Annotated in this window: 16 protein-coding genes; 11 read left to right on the top strand and 5 right to left on the bottom strand. The window is 60.3% G+C overall.

Annotated elements, in window-relative coordinates; all coding sequences use genetic code 11:
- Window positions 1-6: 6 nt before the first annotated feature.
- Entirely contained in the window at window positions 7-711 is a 705-nt protein-coding gene (locus AC2YI2_RS16685) for a DUF2270 domain-containing protein (protein ID WP_487387622.1), read from the top strand.
- A gap of 217 nt (window positions 712-928) precedes the next feature.
- Here AC2YI2_RS16685 and AC2YI2_RS16680 read toward each other — a convergent pair whose 3' ends face one another.
- The 4 genes from AC2YI2_RS16680 to AC2YI2_RS16665 all read right to left on the bottom strand — a co-directional run bounded on the left by AC2YI2_RS16680 (window position 929) and on the right by AC2YI2_RS16665 (window position 8,732).
- Window positions 929-1,210 (bottom strand): hypothetical protein, encoded by a 282-nt coding sequence (locus AC2YI2_RS16680; RefSeq protein ID WP_487387621.1) that lies wholly within the window; start codon window positions 1,208-1,210, stop codon window positions 929-931.
- 256 nt (window positions 1,211-1,466) lie between these two features.
- Complete coding sequence (locus tag AC2YI2_RS16675; protein ID WP_487387620.1) at window positions 1,467-6,917, bottom strand: trifunctional serine/threonine-protein kinase/ATP-binding protein/sensor histidine kinase; 5,451 nt, start codon at window positions 6,915-6,917, stop codon at window positions 1,467-1,469.
- Between the two features lie 767 nt (window positions 6,918-7,684).
- A complete protein-coding gene (locus tag AC2YI2_RS16670) occupies window positions 7,685-7,930 on the bottom strand; it encodes a LuxR C-terminal-related transcriptional regulator (RefSeq protein ID WP_487387619.1) in 246 nt (81 codons plus the stop codon).
- Between the two features lie 163 nt (window positions 7,931-8,093).
- Window positions 8,094-8,732, bottom strand: coding sequence for a response regulator transcription factor (locus tag AC2YI2_RS16665; RefSeq protein WP_487387618.1), 639 nt, complete (start codon window positions 8,730-8,732; stop codon window positions 8,094-8,096).
- 272 nt (window positions 8,733-9,004) lie between these two features.
- Between AC2YI2_RS16665 and AC2YI2_RS16660 the strand changes: the two genes are divergently transcribed.
- Complete coding sequence (locus tag AC2YI2_RS16660; protein ID WP_487387848.1) at window positions 9,005-9,301, top strand: aconitase family protein; 297 nt, start codon at window positions 9,005-9,007, stop codon at window positions 9,299-9,301.
- Window positions 9,302-9,363: 62 nt separating this feature from the next.
- Here AC2YI2_RS16660 and AC2YI2_RS16655 read toward each other — a convergent pair whose 3' ends face one another.
- On the bottom strand, window positions 9,364-10,362 hold the full coding sequence (locus AC2YI2_RS16655) for a LacI family DNA-binding transcriptional regulator (protein WP_487387847.1): 999 nt from the start codon (window positions 10,360-10,362) through the stop codon (window positions 9,364-9,366).
- Between the two features lie 187 nt (window positions 10,363-10,549).
- On the opposite strand from AC2YI2_RS16655, the gene AC2YI2_RS16650 reads away from it, so the two are divergent.
- From AC2YI2_RS16650 to AC2YI2_RS16610, 9 genes are all read left to right on the top strand, one after another.
- Window positions 10,550-11,578, top strand: coding sequence for an ABC transporter substrate-binding protein (locus AC2YI2_RS16650; protein ID WP_487387617.1), 1,029 nt, complete (start codon window positions 10,550-10,552; stop codon window positions 11,576-11,578).
- Window positions 11,579-11,646: 68 nt separating this feature from the next.
- Window positions 11,647-13,875: an ABC transporter permease gene (locus AC2YI2_RS16645; protein ID WP_487387616.1), complete on the top strand. Its 2,229-nt coding sequence runs from the start codon at window positions 11,647-11,649 to the stop codon at window positions 13,873-13,875.
- Complete coding sequence (locus AC2YI2_RS16640) at window positions 13,872-14,933, top strand: ABC transporter ATP-binding protein (protein ID WP_487387615.1); 1,062 nt, start codon at window positions 13,872-13,874, stop codon at window positions 14,931-14,933. Before AC2YI2_RS16645 ends, AC2YI2_RS16640 begins: the two co-directional genes overlap by 4 nt.
- A gap of 21 nt (window positions 14,934-14,954) precedes the next feature.
- Window positions 14,955-15,755, top strand: a complete 801-nt coding sequence (locus AC2YI2_RS16635) for an inositol monophosphatase family protein (protein WP_487387614.1) — start codon at window positions 14,955-14,957, stop codon at window positions 15,753-15,755.
- A 771-nt stretch (window positions 15,756-16,526) separates the two neighbouring features.
- Complete coding sequence (gene mctS / locus AC2YI2_RS16630) at window positions 16,527-17,906, top strand: two-component system sensor histidine kinase MctS (protein WP_487387613.1); 1,380 nt, start codon at window positions 16,527-16,529, stop codon at window positions 17,904-17,906.
- Window positions 17,903-18,535 (top strand): two-component system response regulator MctR, encoded by a 633-nt coding sequence (gene mctR / locus AC2YI2_RS16625; protein ID WP_487387612.1) that lies wholly within the window; start codon window positions 17,903-17,905, stop codon window positions 18,533-18,535. The genes mctS and mctR overlap by 4 nt, the downstream gene beginning before the upstream one ends.
- A gap of 130 nt (window positions 18,536-18,665) precedes the next feature.
- Window positions 18,666-19,214: a TRAP transporter small permease subunit gene (locus AC2YI2_RS16620; protein WP_487387611.1), complete on the top strand. Its 549-nt coding sequence runs from the start codon at window positions 18,666-18,668 to the stop codon at window positions 19,212-19,214.
- 15 nt (window positions 19,215-19,229) lie between these two features.
- On the top strand, window positions 19,230-20,780 hold the full coding sequence (locus AC2YI2_RS16615) for a TRAP transporter large permease (protein ID WP_487387610.1): 1,551 nt from the start codon (window positions 19,230-19,232) through the stop codon (window positions 20,778-20,780).
- A 78-nt stretch (window positions 20,781-20,858) separates the two neighbouring features.
- Complete coding sequence (locus tag AC2YI2_RS16610; RefSeq protein WP_487387609.1) at window positions 20,859-21,974, top strand: TRAP transporter substrate-binding protein; 1,116 nt, start codon at window positions 20,859-20,861, stop codon at window positions 21,972-21,974.
- The last annotated feature ends 189 nt before the right edge of the window (window positions 21,975-22,163 follow it).

Below are 22,163 nucleotides of genomic sequence, written 5' to 3'. Positions count from 1 at the left end.
TGAGCCATGTCGGAACCCACCCCAATACCCGGCCCCGGCCTCCCGGACGCAACCTTGACCTCATCCGAATTCATAACGACGATGTCACATTTCCATCGCGCTGAGATCGCTCGCATGGCCGGTTGGCGCGATCGGCTCGACCGGACAACCAACTGGGCGCTTACGGTCGCGGCCGCCATGCTTTCGGTTTCGCTGTCAACGCCAAGTTCGCATCACGGCGTGCTGATATTCGCGATGCTGATTATTCTTGTTCTGCTCTGGATCGAGGCGCGTCGCTATCGGTTTTTTGATGTTTATCGTAGCCGCGTACGGCAGTTCGAGCGGCACTACTTTGCGCAAATCTTCTCACCTCAGCCGGACTTTGCTTCCAATTGGTTGCTTATTCTCGGCGAAACCCTCCGCTCACCAAAATTCCTCATCACGAGGCGTATCGCATTTGCTCGTCGATTGCAAAGGAACTACATCCATATCTTGCTGATACTGCTGCTTGCTTGGATTTTGAAAATCTCAACGCCCAATCTACAGGACGAGAGCTCTCATCGAGAATTCACGGCCTCGGTCCTCGAGGCAGTCAACAACGCTGCACTTGGTCCATTACCGGGGTATGTCGTTGTTGGCTTCGTCGCAACATTCTACGCGGTTCTAATCGCAGCGGCCGTGGCTACGAGGGACGAAGAAGGCGAACTAGCTATTGGGGACGTCCATGTCTAGCTGATTTCCTTTGTTACAAAATCGGGCTCGAAATCAAATGCAATGCCTCCCGCAAATTTGGAATTCAGGAAACGGTACTCGCGAATTTCCTGACTGCGATCAACGTTGGCGGCGGTTGAAGGGATACGAACCGTCGACCCCGCTATTCGGCTATCGGGCAGTTGATCGTACTTGACCGTAGCACGATTGGATTAGCGGGTCGGAGCAGTGGTGACTATTATCCGGCGCTCGTTAGGGTCTCAGGCCATTCGTCGATGGGCGTTCCTTCTTTTGAAGCCCAGGTCAGAACGCCACGAGGATGGCCACGTTGCGGATTGCCCAGAAAAGCTAAGCCGTCCCGGAACAGGGCATATTGATAGCTTCCCTCTTGCCTGCCACGCGCGAGCGTCCCGTCACCAAGGCCAAACCCAGCAGACTCGAGATCTGGCAGCCGAACCGTATTGGGCATGGCGTCCGGCTCGCATCGGATCAATTCTGCGAGCCTGTCGAAGAAGGCCATGCCGGCGCCTTCCTCGATTGCGAAACAGCCGAGATGTGGCCATCTGCCCGATCTCGGCCTCAGTGACCAACGTGGCATATGGCGCCACTGGCGTTCATTGTCGAAAATTCCGGCCACCAACTATTCAAAGGGTCAAGCCACCAGAGCGATGAAGCCGGGATAAGGTCCGGGAGGTCATCGGTAGGCGTATGCCGGACCGCCAAATGTTCATGTTGCGTGGCACCGATACTTACGGCGAGCTTCAAAGGGCTGAAGTCTAGACGTGCAGTGGCACTGTGAATTGAAATACGGCTCCGTGAGGTCTATTCATGCCGGCCCAAAGCCGACCGCTGTGTGACTCGATAATCGACCGACAGATGGCCAGGCCCATTCCGAGACCCTCGGCTTTCGTGGTGTAAAATGGCTCGAACGCTTTTTCCGCGGCCTGCCAGTCCAGGCCGATGCCGACGTCCCTGACGGCGAACACCGCCTCGGATCCTTCAAGCCGGGACAAAACCGTCAGTTCGCGCGGTCGGTCCGTCACAGCCGCCATGGCGTCGATGCCATTCATCATCAGGTTGAGGATCACCTGCTGCAACTGCACATGGTCGCCAATCACCAATGGCAGATCGTTTGCCAGCTCGGTCCTTAGGATGATCAGCTGGCGGCGCAACTCACCTTGCAGAAGAGTGGTTGAGTCTTTGACCAGCCCATTCAGATCCACGCGACCGGTGGTAGTGGGTGTCTTCTTGAGAAGTGCACGCACCTTCCCGATCACCTCGCCGGCCCGGTGTCCATCCCGCACGATGCGCTCCAACGCCTCGCGTGCCTCGTCGAGGTCGGGCGGCTTACCGGCGAGCCAGTGTAGAGCCGCATCGGCGTTGGTGACAATGGCTGCTAGAGGCTGGTTGACTTCGTGGGCGACCGACGAAGTCAAGGCCCCAATCGTCGTCACGCGCGTGATATGCGCGAGCTCCGCCTGCGCCTTTTGCAGCGCCTCCTCCGCCCGCTTGCGCTCGGTCATATCAAGCACGAAGGTGACACCTTCGTCCTCGTTCCCCTCGAAATTCGCTCCGCCGATCAGTACGGGCACGCGGCTGCCGTCCTTCCGAATATATTCCTTCTCGAAGGGCGGCAGGAGGCCGGTCTCCTTCAGCTCAGGGACCCTTTGCCTCGTGTCCCGGTCAAGCCAGTCCGCGGGCGTCAGATCGGTCCAGCGGATACGGCCTGAGACGAGATCCTGGCGATCGTAGCCGATCATGCGGAGGAATGCGTCGTTGGCGTCCAGAATCTGGCCGTCGAGACCAAAAATGAAGATCCCAATGATATTGGCATCAACCAGGCGCCGAATTCTGGCTTCACGTCCGGCGAGATCTTCGTAGAGCCGGGTGTTCTCCAGCGCAGTGGCGGCTTGAGAGGCGAGCAGTTTCAGCACCGCGATCCGGGCCGGGGTGAAGACGCGCGGCGCCAGATTGTTCTCGAGATAAAGCAGCGCGATCAGCCGGCCCTGCTTGACGAGTGGCAGACCGAGCACCGACCGGGGCCTGAAGTCGCGAAAATATTCGTCGAACCAGGCATTCTCGGTGCAGGCGTCGTCCAGGATAACGGCTTCACTTGTCCGCGCGACGAAATTGACGATCGCCTCGGGCACGGGGACGCTTCCGGCAGGAGGGCGCAGACGCATGGTGACATCCCTGGCGGTGGTCTCGGCCACCGCCTCGACCTTGAGCTCCCCGTTGTGTGCAACGAGCAGCACCCCCCGTCCCGCGCCGGCATGCTTGAGCGCAGTGCGCATCAGCGTGTCGATCAGTTTTTCGAGTACGATCTCGCCCGACACGGCTTCGGAAATCTTTATCACGGTCGCGAGGTCGAGTTGCTCGACCGAGGCTCCGATCGTGCTCCTTGGAGCGGGAGCGTGTTCTTCCGCCCTTAGGTGGGGATAGAGTTCATCGAGTTGCCGAACCTTGCCGTCCGCACCCCAGCGCAGATAGCAATTACGCGCGTTGCTGAGATAGAGACGGCTGAAATCTTCCAGGCCTCTTTCCGAATAGGAGTGGGCGGCGAGTTCATATGCGAGGGCTTCATGATGAATGAAGCCATTGTCTCGCGCCGAGCGGATAGCTTGTTCGTAAAGCCGCTCGGCGTCGATTTCGCGGCCTTCAATACGCGCCATCTCGGCGCCGACCAGCGCGGCACGGTTCTCGAAGTTATCCGAGCAATTCTCCGCATAGATCAGAAGCTGCCGGTAGTGGGCGGCGAGAGCCTCGACATGCCGCTCCCGTTGGTCAGCCGTGGCCGAGTTGCAGCACGCGGCGCGCGCCAGGGCGCCGAAGAAATGGTGCTCTGGCGTTTCCTCGAAATGCGCCACCGATGTCCATGGTAGCCGCTGCGCCCGCAATGATGCTTCGACGGCTGCCTCATAGTCGCCCGCGAAGAACCGTGCCTGGAGCTTTCTGACGCAGTAGCCGCTTTCCGCAAGAATCAGGTTCGGATCCTCCGAGAGGCGGCGTTCCATCTCAAGTTCATCAAATTCATCGTCGTCGAAGGAGCCGAACTTCCGAGTCAACCCGCGCAACGTCCGGACGAGGCCGAGCTGCGCGCTGACGAGATCCATGACGAACTGGAACCGCACATTCCGCGCAAATGCGAGGCCTATCTCCGCCTGGCGCTGCACTTCAACAAGCGGATCTCCCGCCGCCAACAGGTTTGAATTCAAACTGGCGTAGCTATATCCTGCAAAGGCGAGATCGCCGCTCTGGTTGGCAATTTCAAGCGCGCGCCGCAAGATGTCACGGCCGGTTCGAATATGTCGCGTCCATGGTATGACGTGGGCTCCGAAGTCTTTCAAAGTCCTGGCGTGGAAGCGCTTCAGGTCGTGCTTTTCGACCAGTTGGCAGCCGAGCTGACCGAACCGGAAGCCGGCCTCATAGTCGCCGAAGCGCGGCCCGGCAATATAGCCAAGCGACACATAATGGTAGCATGAGCCGTCGCTGTTGCCGCGCTCGAGGCTCATGTTCACAGCTAGGCATATTGCCATGCATGCCAGATTAGCGTCGGTATGCCATTCTGCACCAACGAGCCGGGTGAGGATGTCCAGCGTCGGGTCGCTCATCAATGGCAGATCGATGAGCTCCTCGATCGTACGGTTCCCGAGTTGCGACCAGATCCGGTCGTATTCCCGCTGCACCGCCTCGTCGGGCGGATGCGGCGACCAGTCGATGCCGAGATGCTGCCTGAGATAATCGAGACCGACGTCTGCGGAGCGGCTGGTCTGGCCGAGCGCAGCATAGAGATCGATGCGCAGGCAGGCGACGATGGCCTTATCGTCGGTGCATGCAGCATGATTGCAAAGCTGTGCCAACCGCGCCTCTGCGTCCGCCAGCGCGCCAATGAGAAACTCGCATTCGGCCCGGTTCAGCTCAAGTGCGAAGGCCAGTTGATGCAGGCGCTCCCAGGCATCTTCCGGCAGCAGTGTCGCGCCGGCGACAAAGTAGTTGAGCGCCGAGGCGTATGCCGTCGAGGCCTTGGCGCGCTTGCCGGCCAGCAGATTGAACTCGGCCAGTTGCTCGCGCTCCCCAGTTGAGGTGATCAGTGCGGCTCCGCGATTGAGCTGGCTGACAATCTCGAAAACATGTTCGTCAATCAGCTCGGGCGCAGTATTCGCCGCAAGCAGTCTTCCTATGCGTAGGTGCAACTCTCCCCGCCGCGCCTCCGGAATCATGGAGTAGGCGGCTTCTTGAACGCGGTCGTGGGCAAACCGGTAGGCGCCAGCCAGACGCTCGAGCAGTTCAAGAGCGACGGCAGGCGATAGGGCCGCGTGGCCCTGCTTCTCTGAGGTCCCGAGGACGATTGAAAGCACGGCGGTATCTGCGATGTTTCCAAGACAGGCGAACTGCTGCAGCGCCGCCAACGTTCCGGGCGGCAGGCGCGTGAGCTTGCCGACCATCAGGTCAACGACGTTGTCGGTGTATCCCTTTGCGTGAATGCGACCTAGATCCCACGACCAGCATGCCGCGTGATGATCGAAGGTGAGCAATCGTTCGTCGGCGAGCGAAGACATGAATTGAATGGCGAAGAAGGGATTGCCGCCCGTCTTGCCGTGCACCAGTTGTGCCAGCGGCGTAGCGCGCTCGGGCTCGCTGTGGAGCGCATCCGCGACCAACGCCTGGAGATGCTCTGGGCCGAGAGGGGCAAGCTTGATCTCCGTGACCTTGCCGCCAGCGGCCTCGATCGCGTCGACCTTGAGCCTGAGCGAATGGGCGGCGGTGACTTCGTTGTCCCGGTAGGCACCGATCAGCATGAGGTGTTGGATATCCGAATGGGTCATCAGATCCACCAGCAGATCGAGCGTAGCCGCGTCGAGCCACTGGAGATCGTCGAGGAACAGCGCCAACGGATGCTCGGGCCGCGCAAAGACGCTTATGAACTGCCGGAACACCAGCTGGAACCGCCGTTGCGCATCTTGTGGCGGAAGTTGATCCACTGGCGGCTGATCGCCAATGATTAGCTTGAGCTCGGGGACGAGGTCCACCACGAGTTGTCCGTTGGGGGCGAGCGTCTTGCTCAGTTCCTCGCGCCACGGTGCCAGATCGACCTCGCTCTTCGCGAGGAGCGCCTTGAGCAGGCCCTGAAATGCCTGCGCGATGGTCGCGTAAGGGATGTCGCGCTTGTACTGGTCGAACTTGCCGGACGCGAACAGCCCGCGCGGTGGCACCAGGACGCTGTGGAGTTCATTGACCACCGCCGACTTTCCGATGCCGGAATAGCCGGAGACCAGCACCAGTTCCGGCGCCCCGCCCGACACAACACGGTCGAAGGACGTCACCAGGGTTTCGACCTCGCGCTCCCGTCCATAGAGTTTTTCGGGAATTTGCAGCCGGTCCGGGCTGTCATGTTCGCCGAGCGGGAATGCATCAATGCGGCGCTCCCCTTTCCATTGACTGAGACAGCGGCCAAGATCGCGCTCGACGCCGCAGGCCGTCTGGTATCGGTCCTCAGCCGTCTTGGCGAGCAGCTTCGTGACGATCGCCGAAACCGCCGGCGCCACACCCGCCACCTGCTCGTGCGGCGGCATCGGCTGCCGTGCAATGTGGCAGTGGACCAGTTCCATCGGGTCAGCAGCGGTGAAGGGCAAGTTCCCGGTCAGCATTTCATAGAGGGTCACGCCCAGTGCATATAGGTCGCTGCGGGAATCGATCGAGCGGTTCATGCGCCCGGTCTGCTCCGGGGCCATATAGGCTAGCGTTCCAGCGACCACTTCGGGTGGCTCGGGCGCCTGCCGTTCTCGAGAGAGGCGCGAAGCTATGCCGAAGCCGGTGAGCCGCACGTCGCTCGCGTCTTTTACGAGGATGTTGGCCGGCTTGATGTCCTTGTGAATCAGGCCGCGCTGGTGGGTCTTGCCGAGGGCAGCAGCGATACCGATCGCGACCCGCAAAAAATGTTCCGTTTCCATGGGGGTTCCGAGATGCCGGGCCAGCGGTTCGCCGCCCGGATCTTCAAGCACCAGCATGGTCCGTCCGCCCTCGCGCACCAATTCCAACGGTCGCACCGCCCATGCGCTATCCAGCTCATTCTTCAGGCCATATTCATGGTCGAGGCGCTCTAGGCTCGAAGGCGATGGGTGGTCCTGGGCCGGAAGCACGACCAGTGCTGGGTTCCATTTGCCGTCGGGGCCACGGCGCCTTTCGCGGTGAAATACGCGATCACCATCCTGCCAAAGGACCTCCAAGCTAATATCTCCACCAACACTGAGTAACGAAGAAGCTCTTGCCCGCCCAGTTATAAACTTGTCTTGGTGGAGCTGCCGCCGATGTTCCGGAGTTCCGCCCGATCAATAGTGGCGAACACGCCTCCGATAAGCCTCATCCGCTCCCTGAGCTTCTACCACACCCTGACCGAGCGTCCCAGCGTGGGCGCAGCACCTTCGGTTCCTGGGTGTATCATGCTGACAGATGGCCGCCCGGCGCGGCTGGACGGTCAGGCGGATACGGGACCCGCGGAGCTTCGGATGGAAGAGGGGCCGAAGCGTGTCGGTAGCGGAGGGGTAAATCGCTACTTTGCCTAGTTTTGGCAACGAGTAGACACTAGCGACAGAAGAGATGAACGAGAACTATACACTGGTTTCCCCCTGCTATACCTTCGGTTAATGACATTGCGACAATGGCGAACTTGCTGCCCAGCCGTGACACGTACGCGGACCGACCATTTGGATATGATTGTTGGCTTTTTGAACCGGGCCCCGTTGGCTCCGGGCGATATCGCATGCGGATAGTTCTTGCGAGGCTCGGCTTTTCACCAGCCCGATAGAGCATCAGATGACAAAAGAAAGAGCCCTCCGAGTGAGAAGCGCCGGAGGGCCATTGTCTTGTTGGGTGCCGCAGCAAGTTCGCCGCCATCGAACATTCGCGACGTAACGGCCGGGAGGAGGACCTCGACGTCAACGCCAAAAAGGCGCCTGCGGCACCCGGACCGGAATCGGCCCTGCGAGGAAAACCTCTATACCTCGATTCCGATTACGCCTTGGCTGACAGCGATGGTGACCGCATGTAGCCTGTTCTTCGCGCCCAGCTTCCGCACGGCACAGAAGAGCAATGTTTCCATCTCTCTTTCGCTGACGCTGAGGCGCGTAGCAATTTCCCGGGCACGGTAGCCGTTGGCCGCCAGTATCAGGCCCACCAGTTCAATCCGTGTGAGGGAGAAGTCCTCGATATCAGCAGTCTGCTTAACTCCGCTCTGACTCACGACTTCTCCATATCGCTTGGAGACCTCCCGCGGTGAGAGGCTCAGGTGGGCCGCTCGGGACGATACAGCCTTAAAGATAGAAGGAGTTCACCTGATGAGCTATTGGCCACAGGGAAGGATGCATTATCAAAAAGGAAGGGGTGACCTATACGCGCCGCCAAGATTACGAGTGCGCTTGCGGCTTTCGCGGGACAAGTTTTAGCTTTTCCGCCATGAGCGCGAGTTCAGGCAGGGATGCAGCGGACATCTTGTGCATGACCTGGCCGCGGTGGACCTTCACGGTGATCTCGCTCACGCCCAACTCGAAGGCGATTTGTTTGTTAAGTCGTCCGCTCACCACCAGAGCCATCACTTCACGCTCTCGCGGCGTCAGGCTCTCGAAACGCGTACGCAGGGACGCCCGGGCCTTTTCGTTCTCGAGCCATACGCGATCACGCGCGAGGCCCACATTAATGGCGTCCAGTAGGTCCTGATCCCGAAACGGTTTCGGCAGGAACTCGATCGCCCCCCCTTTCATCGCCTGGACGGACATTGGAATGTCACCATGTCCGGTGATGAAGATGATCGGGAGTTGAATATTCGCCGACGACAATTCGCGCTGGAAATCAAGTCCGCTTCGCCCCGGAAGTCGAACATCGAGCACAAGGCAGGTTGGCCCCTCCGGGCGTGTTGGTATCGGGAATTCGTCAAGCGAAGCAAGGAGTTTCACGTTAAAGCCGACGGATCGCAGCAGGCTGCCAAGCGCCTCGCGGACCGCAGGATCATCATCAATAACGATAATGATCGGTGGCTCCTCGGTCATAGGATTAGTCCTGTACAGGCACTACGTTGACAGAGACGTGTGCGGCCACCTACGTGAGACTCGCGGGAAATCTCACAAGCAGAGCTTCGCCCACCTGGCGACAAGAATACTCTTATCCAAGCCCGATCAATGTTCGACACGAAGCGTCCTCCAACTCCAGAATGCGCCGGAATCAACACTGCGGCAAGTGCTAACGCACTTACAGCGGCTACTTCCCAATCGATGCCGAGACGATGGAATATCTCAAGGCCACGGGTCGTTGAACCACGGACATTCAGTTCGTCGAACACTATGCCAAGCGCGTTGGCTTGTGGTTCGAACCTGCCACCGAGCTTCGATACACGTCAGTCGTCGAGATCGAACGCGGGGATATAGAACCAAGTTTGGGGGGACCAACCCATCCGCAGAATCGCGTGGCCATCAGCCAGACGAAGTCGGCGATGTCGCCACTGATCGCTCGCCACGGCTCGGGTGCCGCGGGAGCGGCCAATCAGCCCAACGACCTGGCTGTCGCCATCGTCGCGATCACATATTGGTCGTGGGCGCCTGCCGTAGGGGGCCATCCCTAAGCGCACATGGAAGGGGGTTGCGGAGGCAGTATGCGGCCATACTGAAGGCTTCGTAGTTCTGACTAGCCGCCTCGGATCGAAGTCCGCCACTTTAGCTCGGCATGAAGTCCTAGTCGCTCCTCGCCAGGACCCTCCTTCAAAAGCCACGCAACCGCAGCGGATGCGATTTCGTTGACAGGCTGAGCAAAGGTCGTCAGATCGTACGATGCCCACGAAGCCTGCTCGATATCGTCAAAGCCGGCGACACAGAGCTGGTCAGGAATCGAAATCGAGAACTGCCGCCGGGCAGCATCCATAAAGCCGCATGCGATCAGGTCCGTCGCGCAAAATACGGCATCGGGGCGATCCGGCAGCGTCAGCAACCTTTGAGCAAGCACACGACCCGCCTCGTAGCCGGTATGGCCGTAACGCGCGACGGTAACCTCCAATCCCATATCCTTTGCCGCTGAAAGGAAGCCGATCTCCCGCGCCATCAGGCTCGGAGTACCAGCCTCGGAGTTGGCAAAGCCAAGCCGGCGGCAGCCGGCGCGGATGAAGGCCGTAACAATGCGGCGCGCGGCATCCGCGTCGTCGAGGTTGATGCGAAGCGGACCTTCCTGGTCGTCATCGCGGTTGATCAGCACCAACCGCTGGCCGCTATTGAGGCAAAGCTGGGCAATGCGTTTGTCGGGAAGTCCCGAAAGAATGATCGAGGCGTCTGCGCGGTAACGGATCGCTTGTCGGAGTGCCAGATCGACACTGCCATCGGATAGATCGGTGTTGATGAGCATGGCGACCTTGCCCGACAGCTGCAATTGTTGCGTGATCGCTCGTATCAGGACCGAGCGATACGGCGTGCTGATTTCGGATACGATGAGGCAGACGATGCCGCTCTCGTTGCGCATCAGGCCGCGCGCGAGATGATTGACGTGATAACCAAGCGCGTCGGCCGCTTCCAGTACTTTTCGCCGCGTATCCGGAGATACGCTCGCCCCAGGGGTAAAGGTTCGCGAAACGGCCGAACGGGAGACGCCTGCTCGCTCCGCCACTTCCTGTGCGCTGACGAAAACCTTCCCCATGATGCTCCGCATGATCGAACTGTTGCATGGACATTTGCACAGATGTGCAATGATGTGCAACGGCCATGAACACGCAATTGCATCTTATGACGAACAAAGCGATTGACACACAGTTTTCTCTCATGTCACTTTTGCACACGCTTGCAAAGGCGAACGGCGGAGGAGACGCCGGGTCATCGAGGAGGATAGGATGAATTCGAAAAGCTGGATCGTGGCCGGGCTGGCCGCAGGTGCTTCACTCTTTGCCTATTCGGCACAGGCCGCGGGCGATCTCAATCTGATCTGCTCGGCCGACGTGGTCATCTGCGAGCAAATGACCAACAGTTTCCAGCAAGAGCACGATATCAAGGTCAATATGGTGCGCCTGTCATCGGGTGAGACCTATGCAAAGATCCGTGCCGAAGCGCGCAACCCGAAGACCGACATCTGGTGGGCCGGCACCGGCGACCCGCATCTGCAAGCGGCGGGCGAGAACCTGACGCAGGAATACAAGTCGCCCATGCTCGGCGAACTCAATGACTGGGCCGTGAAGCAGGCCGAAAGCTCCGGCTACAAGACGGTGGGCGTCTATGCCGGCGCGCTGGGTTGGGGTTTCAACACAGACATCTTCAAGCAGAAGAACCTGAAGGAACCGAAGTGCTGGGCCGACCTGCTCGATGCGTCCTTCAAGGGCGAGATCCAGATCGCCAATCCGAACTCCTCAGGCACGGCTTATACGGCGCTCGCCACGCTCGTGCAGATCATGGGCGAGGACCAGGCGTTCGATTATCTCAAGAAGCTGAATGCCAATGTCTCGCAATATACCAAGTCCGGCTCGGCGCCGGTCAAGGCGGCCGCCCGCGGCGAGACGGCGCTGGGCATCGTCTTCATGCATGACGCCGTCGCGCAGAAGGTGGAGGGCTTCCCCGTCACGGTCGGCGCGCCCTGCGAGGGCACCGGCTACGAGATCGGTTCGATGTCGATCATCAAGGGTGCGAAGAACCTCGAGAATGCCAAGATCTGGTACGACTGGGCGCTCAAGGCGGACGTGCAGTCGCATATGAAAGATGCCAAGTCCTTCCAGCTGCCTTCGAACAAGAATGCCGAGATTCCGAGGGAATCACCGAGATTCGAGGACATCAAGCTGATCGACTACGACTTCAAGACCTATGGCGATCCCGAAAAGCGCAAGGCTCTGCTTGGGCGCTGGGATACGGAAGTGGGTGCCAACGCCAACTGACGTTCGACTTTCACGCCGGGTCGCGCCATTCCCCGCGGCCCGGCATTTTCGATTGATCGAGGTTGGACATGGACAATAGCAGACGCCGGCTGACAATCGTGCTCGCGCTCGGCATTGCCGCCTTCCTCGTCCTGCCGTGGTACCGCATCGATGGCGGCTTCTTCAGCCTTGGCTGGATCGGTGGCTTTCCCGCCGATGCATCGAGCGCGTCCGGCATTCTCCAGATCGTCTCCCACGGCCGCTGGTGGCTGGGGGTTGCAGCATTGCTGATGCTGGCAGGCATGGGCGTGCGCTACATCGACGACCACCACCGCCGCGGCACGTTGCTCGCCTGGATTGGTGGCGCCGGAGTCATCTTTCTCGCACTCCAAGGGCTGGCGATCGGCTTTTCGGGCTGGACATGGACGATCACGGAAAGCCTTCTTGGAACGCTTTCCGATGGCCAGTCGCCCATGGGCGCAGGCGCGGTGGTTGCTGCGCTCACCTTTGTTCTCGTCTTCGCCTTCGGTCTGGCCGACCGCGGCGCGCTGCGGGGCGACGCCTTCATCGTCGCCTCGATCGCCATTCTGGTCTTCCTCGTGGTGATCTTTGTCTTTTATCCGATCGGCAGCATGTTCATCGGCGCCTTCCAGGATTTCGATGGCTCCTTCAATGCGAAAGGGTTCGCCAAGAACATCGTCGACCCGTCGATCTGGAGCCTCGACTGTGTCGTGGGCGGCGCCAGATGCGGCGTTGCATGGCGCACCCTCTTTCTGGCGATCATGGCGGCCACCGGCTCGACGCTTATGGGCCTCGCCTTCGCGCTGGTGGCCACCCGCACGCGATTTCCGTTCAAGAAGGGGATGCGGCTGCTCACGGTGCTGCCGATCATTACCCCGCCCTTCGTCGTCGGCCTGGCGCTCATCCTGCTTTTCGGCCGTTCGGGCGTTGTCACCCAAACGCTCTCCTCCGTCTTCGGCATCGAGCCGGGCCGCTGGCTCTATGGTCTCACCGGCATCTGGATTGCACAGATTCTGTCCTTCACGCCCATATCATTCCTCGTGCTGATCGGTGTCGTCGAAGGCGTCAGCCCGTCGATGGAGGAGGCATCGCAGACGCTACGCGCCGACCGCTGGCGCACCTTCTGGCATGTCTCGCTGCCGCTCATGAAGCCCGGTATCGCCAATGCTTTCCTGATTGGTTTTATCGAGAGCATGGCGGACTTCGGCAATCCTATGGTCCTGGGCGGCAGCCACGGCGTGCTATCGACCGACATCTTCTTTGCAGTCGTCGGCTCGCAGAACGATCCGACGCGCGCCGCCGTGCTCGCCATGATCCTGCTGGTCTTCACGCTCTCGGCCTTCCTCGCCCAGCGTTTCTGGCTGTCGGGCAAGAACTTCGCGACCGTCACCGGCAAGGGCGATTCCGGCCAGCATGCGGCACTGCCGAAGTCCGTCTCCATCGCCGTCCATGCGATGGTGATCCCCTGGATGATCTTCACCCTCGTCATCTATTGCATGATCCTGTTCGGCGGCTTCGTGAAGACCTGGGGTCTCGACAATTCGTTGACTCTTGCCCACTACATCAAGGCCTTCTCGGTAAGCCTTGGAGACAACGGCATTGCCTGGACGGGGGTGGCCTGGAACTCGTTCTGGACGACGATGGAGATCGCGCTGATTTCAGCCCCGCTCACGGCTGTCGTCGGCCTGCTCACCGCCTATTTGATTGTCAGGCAGAAATTCGCTGGACGCGAACTCTTCGAGTTTGCTCTGATGATGAGCTTTGCCATTCCCGGCACTGTCATCGGCATCAGCTACATCATGGCCTTCAACCTACCGCCGCTGGAAATGACCGGCTCAGCGCTCATCCTCGTCGCCTGTTTCGTCTTCCGCAACATGCCGGTCGGCGTGCGTAGCGGCGTGGCGGCCATGAGCCAGCTCGACAAGAGCCTTGACGAGGCCTCCCTGACATTGAGAGCCGACAGCTTCCGCACCATCCGCAAGGTGGTACTGCCACTGCTGCGACCGGCGATCACTGCAGCGCTCGTCTATTCCTTCGTCCGCGCCATCACCTCGATCAGCGCCGTCATCTTCCTCGTCAGCGCCGAATACAACATGGCGACCTCTTATATCGTCGGCCTGGTCGAGAATGGCGAATACGGCGTCGCCATCGCCTATTCCTCGACGCTGATCTTCGTGATGATCGCGATCATTGCGGGCTTCCAGTATCTCATCGGCGAGCGGCGTCTGCGACGCGAAACCCGCGTGGCGGGGGCGCGCAATCGTCTGCCCATTTCCCTTCAGGAGAAAACCGGATGATCAGTTCCAAGGCCGGCTCGGTTACCTTCGAGAACGTCCGCAAGAACTTCGGGTCCTTCACGGCGATCCCGGATCTATCGCTCACGATCAATCCAGGTGAGCTCGTGACCCTGCTCGGCCCCTCGGGGTGTGGCAAGACGACGACGCTGCGCATGCTGGCGGGTCTGGAACATCCCACCGCGGGCCGCATCCTGATCGGCGGCAAGGACGTCACCATGCTTCCGGCCAACGAACGCAACGTCTCGATGGTCTTCCAGTCCTATGCGCTCTTCCCGCATATGAATGCGCTTGACAATGTCGCCTATGGCCTCGAATCCTCGGGCTTGAAGAAGAAAGAAGCACGCGAGCGTGCGGAGGAGGTCATGTCGCTCGTCGGTCTCGGCGGCTTCGGCCAACGGCTGCCTGCCGAACTGTCTGGCGGCCAGCAGCAGCGTGTTGCCGTTGCCCGGGCGCTGGCGCTCGAGCCGCAGGTGTTGCTGCTCGACGAGCCGCTTTCCAATCTTGATGCACGCCTGCGCCGCCGCGTCCGGACGGAAATTCGAGAATTGCAGCAGCGCCTCGGTTTCACGGCCGTCTATGTGACCCACGACCAGGACGAGGCGCTGGCCGTGTCCGACCGCGTCGTGATCATGAAGGACGGCGAGATCGCCCAGGCCGGAACGCCGCGCGAGCTCTACGACATGCCGGCCTCCGCCTTCATCGCCGACTTCATGGGCGAGGCGAACGTCGTCGATTGCGAGGTGCTGTCGTTCGACGGTGATCGCGCCCTCATCCGTGTGGCGGGGCTCGAGCATCGCGTTCCGGCCCGCGGCGGCCAGACGGGACCGGCGAAGCTTGCGGTCCGACCCAATGCCATCACGCTCGATGCTGCCGAGGACGCGCCGCTTTCGGGCACCATCACCCATTCCGCCTATCTCGGCGATCACGTCGAATACGAAGTGGCGACAGGATCCGGCACGCTGTTCGTCGTCGACCCTGCCGTTGATCGATCGCTGGCAACGTCGTCCCGCGTTGCCATCGGTTTCCGGGATCGCGGCATCGCACTCATCTCCGCCTGATTTCAAAGGATAAGTTTTCCAATGACCAATCCTGTTTCACCTGAGATCGACAGCCGCTTCGCGCTCGCCCGAGCCATGGCGGACGAGGCCGGCGCTTTGGCGCTGGATTATTTCAATCGCCGCGAAACGCTTGTCATCGAACAGAAGCGCGATCCGCAGGACGTTGTCTCGATCGCGGATCGCGACGTCGAGAACCTGATCCGCCAGCGTGTGGTAGAGAATTTTCCCGACGACGGTTTTCTGGGCGAGGAGTTCGGACTGCAGGCGGGCACGTCGGGTCTGACCTGGGTGGTAGATCCGATCGATGGCACCAGCCCGTTCGTCAACGGCATGCCGAACTGGTGCGTCTCGATCGCCCTGCTAAAGGACGAGGTGCCGGTCATCGGCGTCATCGCCGCGCCATGCCATCAGGAGGTCTATGCCGCGGCAGAAGGCAAGGGCGCGACGCTCAACGGCAAACAGCTTAAGCTCGATGGGAGCCGCAACATCCGAAATGCGGTTACGGGCATCGGGGCCAACAACCATGTGACTCCTCAGGTCGTGGCGAAAATGGTCGAGGATCTGCTCACCGCCGGCGGCAACTTCATCCGCAATGGCTCGGGCGCGCTGATGCTCGCATATGTCGCGGCCGGGCGGCTGGTCGGCTATTACGAGCCCTATATGCATTCGTGGGATTGCCTGGCTGGCTACTGCCTCGTAAAGGAGGCTGGTGGCTGGCACCACCAGTTTCCAACGGCAGGCGATCGCCTTACGTGCGGTGCTCCGGTTCTCGCAACTGCGCCCGGTGCCAAGGATGACCTTCGCCGTATCGCGGGTCTCTGACAATTCAAGACAACGAACAATCCACGCATAGAGAGTTCAGACGGAATGTCGCCCGCCTCTTCATAACGCTCCCAGCCGACGGCGCGTCGTTTAGCAACGAACGAAGCAGCAATTTCCTGCGGTCTTCTATCGCCAGAGCGAGGAGGCCGATGGCGATGAGATGTCGTCGTGACTGCGGCGCACCTGCGGGCGGGATCCTGCCATGCGGTTGGCCGACGGAAAGCAAGGGGCCTCACCAGGTTGCCGAGCAAGAGGGGGCTTATATTAGAGGGGAATGTCTACAAACAGCCGATCGATTGATTATCTATGCCAAGCAGACCCGCGAGCGCCGCGTCGCCTAACATGGTCGAGTTCTATGCCGTCAAGGCCGAAAAGGTCGTCAAGAATTACAAAGTTCACGGCCAGCGGCAGCGCCGAGAGGTTTCCTTGGTGGAAGTCCAGAGCCTGGTCGAGGAGCCAGAGCTGCGTCGCTTGATTGTGAATCTTGGCGCCAAACTCTCCGACAGAGTACGGCAAAAAAGGAAATGCAACACGAGTTCGTTCGCGGTTAGGCAAAGACTTTGTTGGAAAGCACAAAGGAGGCTTGGGCGGCGGGGCGTTGATTATCGATGGACGAAAGCGATTGCAAGCTACCAGTCGTGCCCCAAAACGCATGGCCGGCCACGGGGGTACATGCTAACCTTACCGGAATTCACGATCGATGAGTGGTGCGCTTGAACTGACCCCTCGAGCGGTCGCGTCATCTAGTGGCCCGGGAGCTGGAGGATAGACGTGCATCTTCGCCATCAGATCGTGGCGCTCGCCATCGTTCCATTGATTATCGCGATCCTCACAATTACCGCCTTCATCACCTGGCAATCGACCACGCTTGTGCAGAGCAGCATCGACACGTTCGAAAAGAACATGTTGAAGGCAAAGGAAACCGAACTGCTCAACCTCACCAATCTTGCTCTTTCCGCCATCAACGAGGTTTATGCGAAGGCAGCCCCGGAGGACGAAGCGGCCAAAGCGCAGGTCAAGGCGATCCTCAAGGCCCTAGACTACGGCCAGGATGGGTATTTCTTCGTCTATGACTATGACGGAAACAACCTCGTCCACCCGCGCCAGGCCTTCCGCCCGGGGCGCAACTGGCTGAAACTCGTCGATTCCAATGGCGACCAGGTCATCGTCAATCTGATCGCCAAAGCGAAGGAAGGCGGCGGCCTTCATCAATACAAATGGGAAAAGCCCTCCTCCGGCAAACTTGCCGACAAGCTTTCCTTCGCCGCGGGGCTCGACAAATGGAAATGGATGATCGGGACGGGCGTCTATCTCGATGACGTATTCGCCCAGACCGCCGCGGCCAAGGCAGATCTGCGCGAGAATATCCGCATGACTTTCCTGATCGTGACGCTAATAGCCGTGCCCGCCGTGCTTCTTGTGTTCGCAACCTGCATGCTGATCACGTTGCGCGAGCGGCGCATGGCCGATGGTAAGCTCAAGCAGCTCGCCCAGCGCATCATCAACACGCAGGAAGAGGAGCGTGCGCGGCTCGCCCGCGAACTCCACGATGGCATTTCGCAAAATCTCGTTGGCGTGCGCTATGCTATCGATCTCGCAAGCCGGCAGGTAAGGAGCGGCAGCGACGGCGCCTCGAATGCGATCGACGTCGGCATCGAGGCTCTGAACGGCGCCATCAAGGAAGTCCGGCGGCTTTCCCACGAGTTGAGACCGCGCGTTCTGGACGATCTCGGGCTGACGGCCGCGCTGGAGGCACTCGGCCACAACTTCACCGAACGCACGGGAATAGAAGTGGATTTCGAGGCTGCCTGGAAGGACCGACTGAAGCCCGAGGCGAGCACCGCGCTCTACCGGGTGACCCAGGAGGCACTCAACAACGTCGAACGGCACGCAGGCGCGAGCCGGGTGGAGATCAGAATTCAGAGCGTGAACGACCGCGTGAGAATGACGATCTCCGACAACGGCAACGGTTTCGAGGAGAATTCTGTGGCGGCGGGCCGTGGAGGGCTCGGCCTGCGCAACATGCAGGAGCGCGTGGCGCATTTCGGTGGATTGCTGCTGGTCAAATCGGGGCCCGAGGGCACGCGGCTGACCGCGATGCTGCCCAAGTCCGCCAATCGCGTGCGGGAAAGCCGGCAAGAGGCAGCATGAGCGACACGATACCTATCAAGATCCTGCTCATCGATAACCATCCTCTGGTGCTCGATGGCCTGAAGGCGCTGCTCGAAACCTACAGCCATATCGACGTGACCGGCACGGCTGGGCTTGCCCGCACCGGGCTGGAAATCGCCCTTCGCGACCGGCCCGACGTCGTGCTGATGGATATCAACATGCCGCATGTAAACGGGATCGACGCGATCGAACTCTTCAAGGAAAAGCTGCCCGGCATCCGCATCCTGATGCTCTCCATGCATGACAGCCGCGAATACATCTCGAGATCGATCCTGCGGGGTGCTTGGGGCTACATTCTCAAGGATGTCGCGACCGATGAGATCGTTGCAGCGATCGAATCCGTGGCGGGCGGCAAGACCTACTTTTCAACGGGAGTCTCCGATGTTCTCATGGAGCGCAACCCCGACGGGGATGGGACGCCACTGACTTCACGGGAAAAGGAAGTGCTGCGCCTGCTCGCCGCAGGAAAGAGCAACCGGGACATCGGCGAGAGCCTGGGCATTTCTGCCGCCACGGTGGAAACCCATCGCAAGCACCTCAAGAAGAAGCTCGGCATCACCACCACGGCAGGCCTGACCCGCTACGTCATCGAGAGCGGATTGGCCTGACGGTCTACCCACTTCTGGGTATACTATTGAATTTACTTAATATTCCACCTTGCTCCGGCGATGGGCTCACCTTACCCATTGCGCCGGCGGCTGGCTGCACCACGCAGCAGGCCATCGGGAGGAATGTATCATGTCGGGATTGTTGTCGCTGTCTCGCGTCATCGACGCGATGAACAGTTTCCTGGGCAAGGCGGTGTCATGGCTGATTCTGGCGGACGTGCTGATCAGCGCGATCAACGCCATCACCCGCAAACTGTTCGATCTTAGTTCAAACGCATGGCTGGAGGCACAGTGGTATCTGTTCTCCGCCGTCTTCCTGATCGCGGCCGCCTATACGCTGCTCAACAACGAGCATGTGAAGGTCGACCTCGTCTATGGTCACCTGTCGCGCCGCACGCAATTGTGGATCGAGACGCTCGGGACAGTCCTTTTCCTCCTGCCCTTCTGCCTGATTACGATCTACCTATCCGTGCCGGTCCTCATCGCGAAGTTCATGAGCGGAGAAGTCTCCAACAATACGGGGGGCCTTGTGCTCTGGCCGGTCTGGGCCCTGATCCCGATCGGCTTCAGCCTGCTGGCCCTGCAGGGGCTTTCCGAGCTCATCAAGCGCATAGCCATACTTCGCGGCGATACCCCGGATGCGATCGCTCTTGCCGACGCCGAAGCAAACACCCTCTAATCAGGATCTCAATTCATGTTCGCATTCTTCGCGGAAAATCTCGCGCCGATCATGTTCCTGTCGCTGATCGTGGTGCTGCTCATCGGTTATCCGGTGGCCTTCGCGCTCGCCTTCGTGGGCTTCGTCTTCGGCTTCATCGGCATTGAAATGGGTCTTCTGCCCGCAAGCCTGTTCGGGGCGATTCCCGACCGAATATTTGGGCAGATGTCGAACGAGACACTGCTCGCCATCCCCTTCTTCACCTTCATGGGCCTGATCCTCGAGCGAAGCGGAATGGCGGAGGATCTTCTTGACACGATCGGCCAGCTCTTCGGCCCGGTGCGCGGCGGTCTCGCATTCGCTGTGATCTTCGTCGGCGCCATATTGGCCGCCACCACGGGCGTCGTCGCAGCCTCCGTCATTTCGATGGGGCTGATCTCGCTGCCGATCATGCTGCGCTACGGCTATGACCGCCGTGTCGCAGCCGGCACGATCGCGGCCTCGGGCACGCTGGCCCAGATCATTCCGCCGAGCCTGGTGCTGATCATCTTGGCCGACCAGCTCGGCCGTTCCGTCGGCGATATGTACAAAGGCGCGCTGGTTCCTGGCCTCATGCTCGTCGCCGTCTACGCTGGTTATATCATCATCACGTCCATGCTGCAGCCGGCCAGCGTACCGGCGCTGCCGGTCGCGGCGCGCTCGCTCCGCGGGCTGAAACTGGTGCGCAAGGTGTCGACCTCGCTCATTCCGCCGCTCGCATTGATCTTCCTCGTGCTCGGCACGATCTTCATCGGGGTCGCCACGCCGACGGAGGGCGGGGCCATGGGCGCGGTCGGCGCGCTGATGCTTGCCGCCCTCAACCGCCGCCTCGATCTGACGATGCTGCGCTCGGCACTCTATGCGACAGCCAAGCTCTCGTCCTTCGTGATCTTCATCCTGCTGGGCGCCCGCGTGTTCTCCCTGACTTTCTACGGTGTGAACGGACATGTCTGGGTCGAGCATCTCATGACCTCGATCCCCGGCGGCGAAATCGGCTTCCTGATCGTTGCCAACCTGCTCGTCTTCCTCCTGGCCTTCTTTCTCGATTACTTCGAACTGGCCTTCATCATCATCCCGCTGCTCGCACCGGTCGCGGAAAGCCTGGGCATCGATCTCATCTGGTTCGGCGTCATGCTTGCGATCAACATGCAGACGAGCTTCATGCATCCGCCCTTCGGCTTCTCGCTCTTTTATCTCCGTTCCGTGGCACCCTCGCGCGCCTATAGGGACAAGATGACGGGCGAGACCATCCAGCCCGTGACATCAGGCCAGATCTACATGGGCGCACTGCCGTTCCTCGCCATCCAGCTCGCCATGGTCGCGGTGGTGATCTCCTTCCCCGGCCTCGTGACCCATTACAAGTCCGACCAGGCCGTCGTGAACCCTTCCGAGATCCAACTCAACGTGCCGATGCCGGGCGATGACGGAGACAATCCTTTCGGAACACCGAGCGAGCCCTTCAACACGGACGGTAGCTTGGCGAAACCGGACTCATCGGCGATGGACTTCGGCTCACCGACTCCGGATTTCGGTGTGCCGCAAAAATAGACCCACGGAACGTGCATGCCGCCGCCTGCGCCGATGCGCGGTCGGCACCCAAACCATCCAAACCGAGGAGGACCACGGATGACCAATATTCTCAACCGCCGCAATTTCCTGTCGAAAGGCGTTGTCGCGGGCGTCGCGACTGCAGCCAGCGCAACGCTTGCCGCCCCCGCGATCGCCCAGGAACTGCCCAAGCTTCGCTGGCGCCTGACCTCCGGCTTCCCGAACAATCTCGATACGATCTATGGCGGCGCGGTGGTGATGGCCAACGCGCTGTCGAAGATCACCGAAGGCAAATTCGAGATCCAAGTGTTCCAGGCGGGCGAACTCGTGCCGGGACCGCAGGCGCTCGACGCGGTCAACGCCAACACCGTCGAGATCGCGCATACCTGCGGCTATTATTTCACCGGCAAGGATCCGACATTCGCCATCGGCTCGACCATTCCGTTCGGCCTGAACGCCCGCCAGCAGAACGCCTGGCTCTATCACGGCGGCGGCAACGAACTCTATAACGCCTTCCTGGCCGATTATGGTGTGGTCGGCATTCCCGGCGGCGCCACTGGTGCCCAGATGGGCGGCTGGTTCCGCGACGATATCAGGAACCTCGCCGATCTCAAGGGCGTCAAGATGCGGATCGCCGGCATTGCAGGGCAGGTGATGTCGCGGCTCGGCGTCGTGCCGCAGCAGCTACCGGGCGGCGACATCTACCCTGCTCTCGAGCGCGGCACAATCGATGCCGCCGAATGGATCGGGCCATACGACGACGAACGCCTGGGTTTCTACCAGATCGCCCCGAACTACTACTACCCGGCCTATTGGGAAGGCGGCCTGACGGTTCATTTCTTCATCAACAAGACGCAGTACGAGACGCTTCCGGAGGCCTACAAGGTTGCGCTGGACACGGCTTGCAAGGCGGCAAACCTCAACATGCAAGCCATGTACGACGTAAAGAACACCTCGGCGATCCGTTCGCTGGTGGGCAAGGGCGTCAAGCTGCGGCCGATGCCGCGTGATATCATGGATGCAGCCTACAAAGCGGCGTTCGAACTCTACGCAGAATATGGCGAGGAGCACCCGGCCTGGGCAAAGATCTATCCAGAATGGAAGAAATTTCGCGACGAGTCCTTCCAGTGGTTCCGGGTGGCCGAATACAGCTACGACAGCTACAACTACGCGGCTCAGGCGGCCGGCAACTAGCTGCTGGTTCCAAAAATCGGCTCCAGGTTTCACGGCCTGGAGCGCCTTCACGTATGAGGCCCGCAATGTTCTGCCGTTTCGGCCCCAGCGATCATCGTCATTTAGCCGGCCTGACCAACATTATCCGGCGAGCACCTCCAACTCGAAAGGAGATAGCTGTGCAAGGCTACAAATTCTACCAACGCCTCG

The organism is Rhizobium sp. SRI_017, assembly GCF_057586295.1.
Note: the sequence above shows the minus strand (reverse complement) of the source record. Positions and strands in the feature narration are given on the sequence as shown.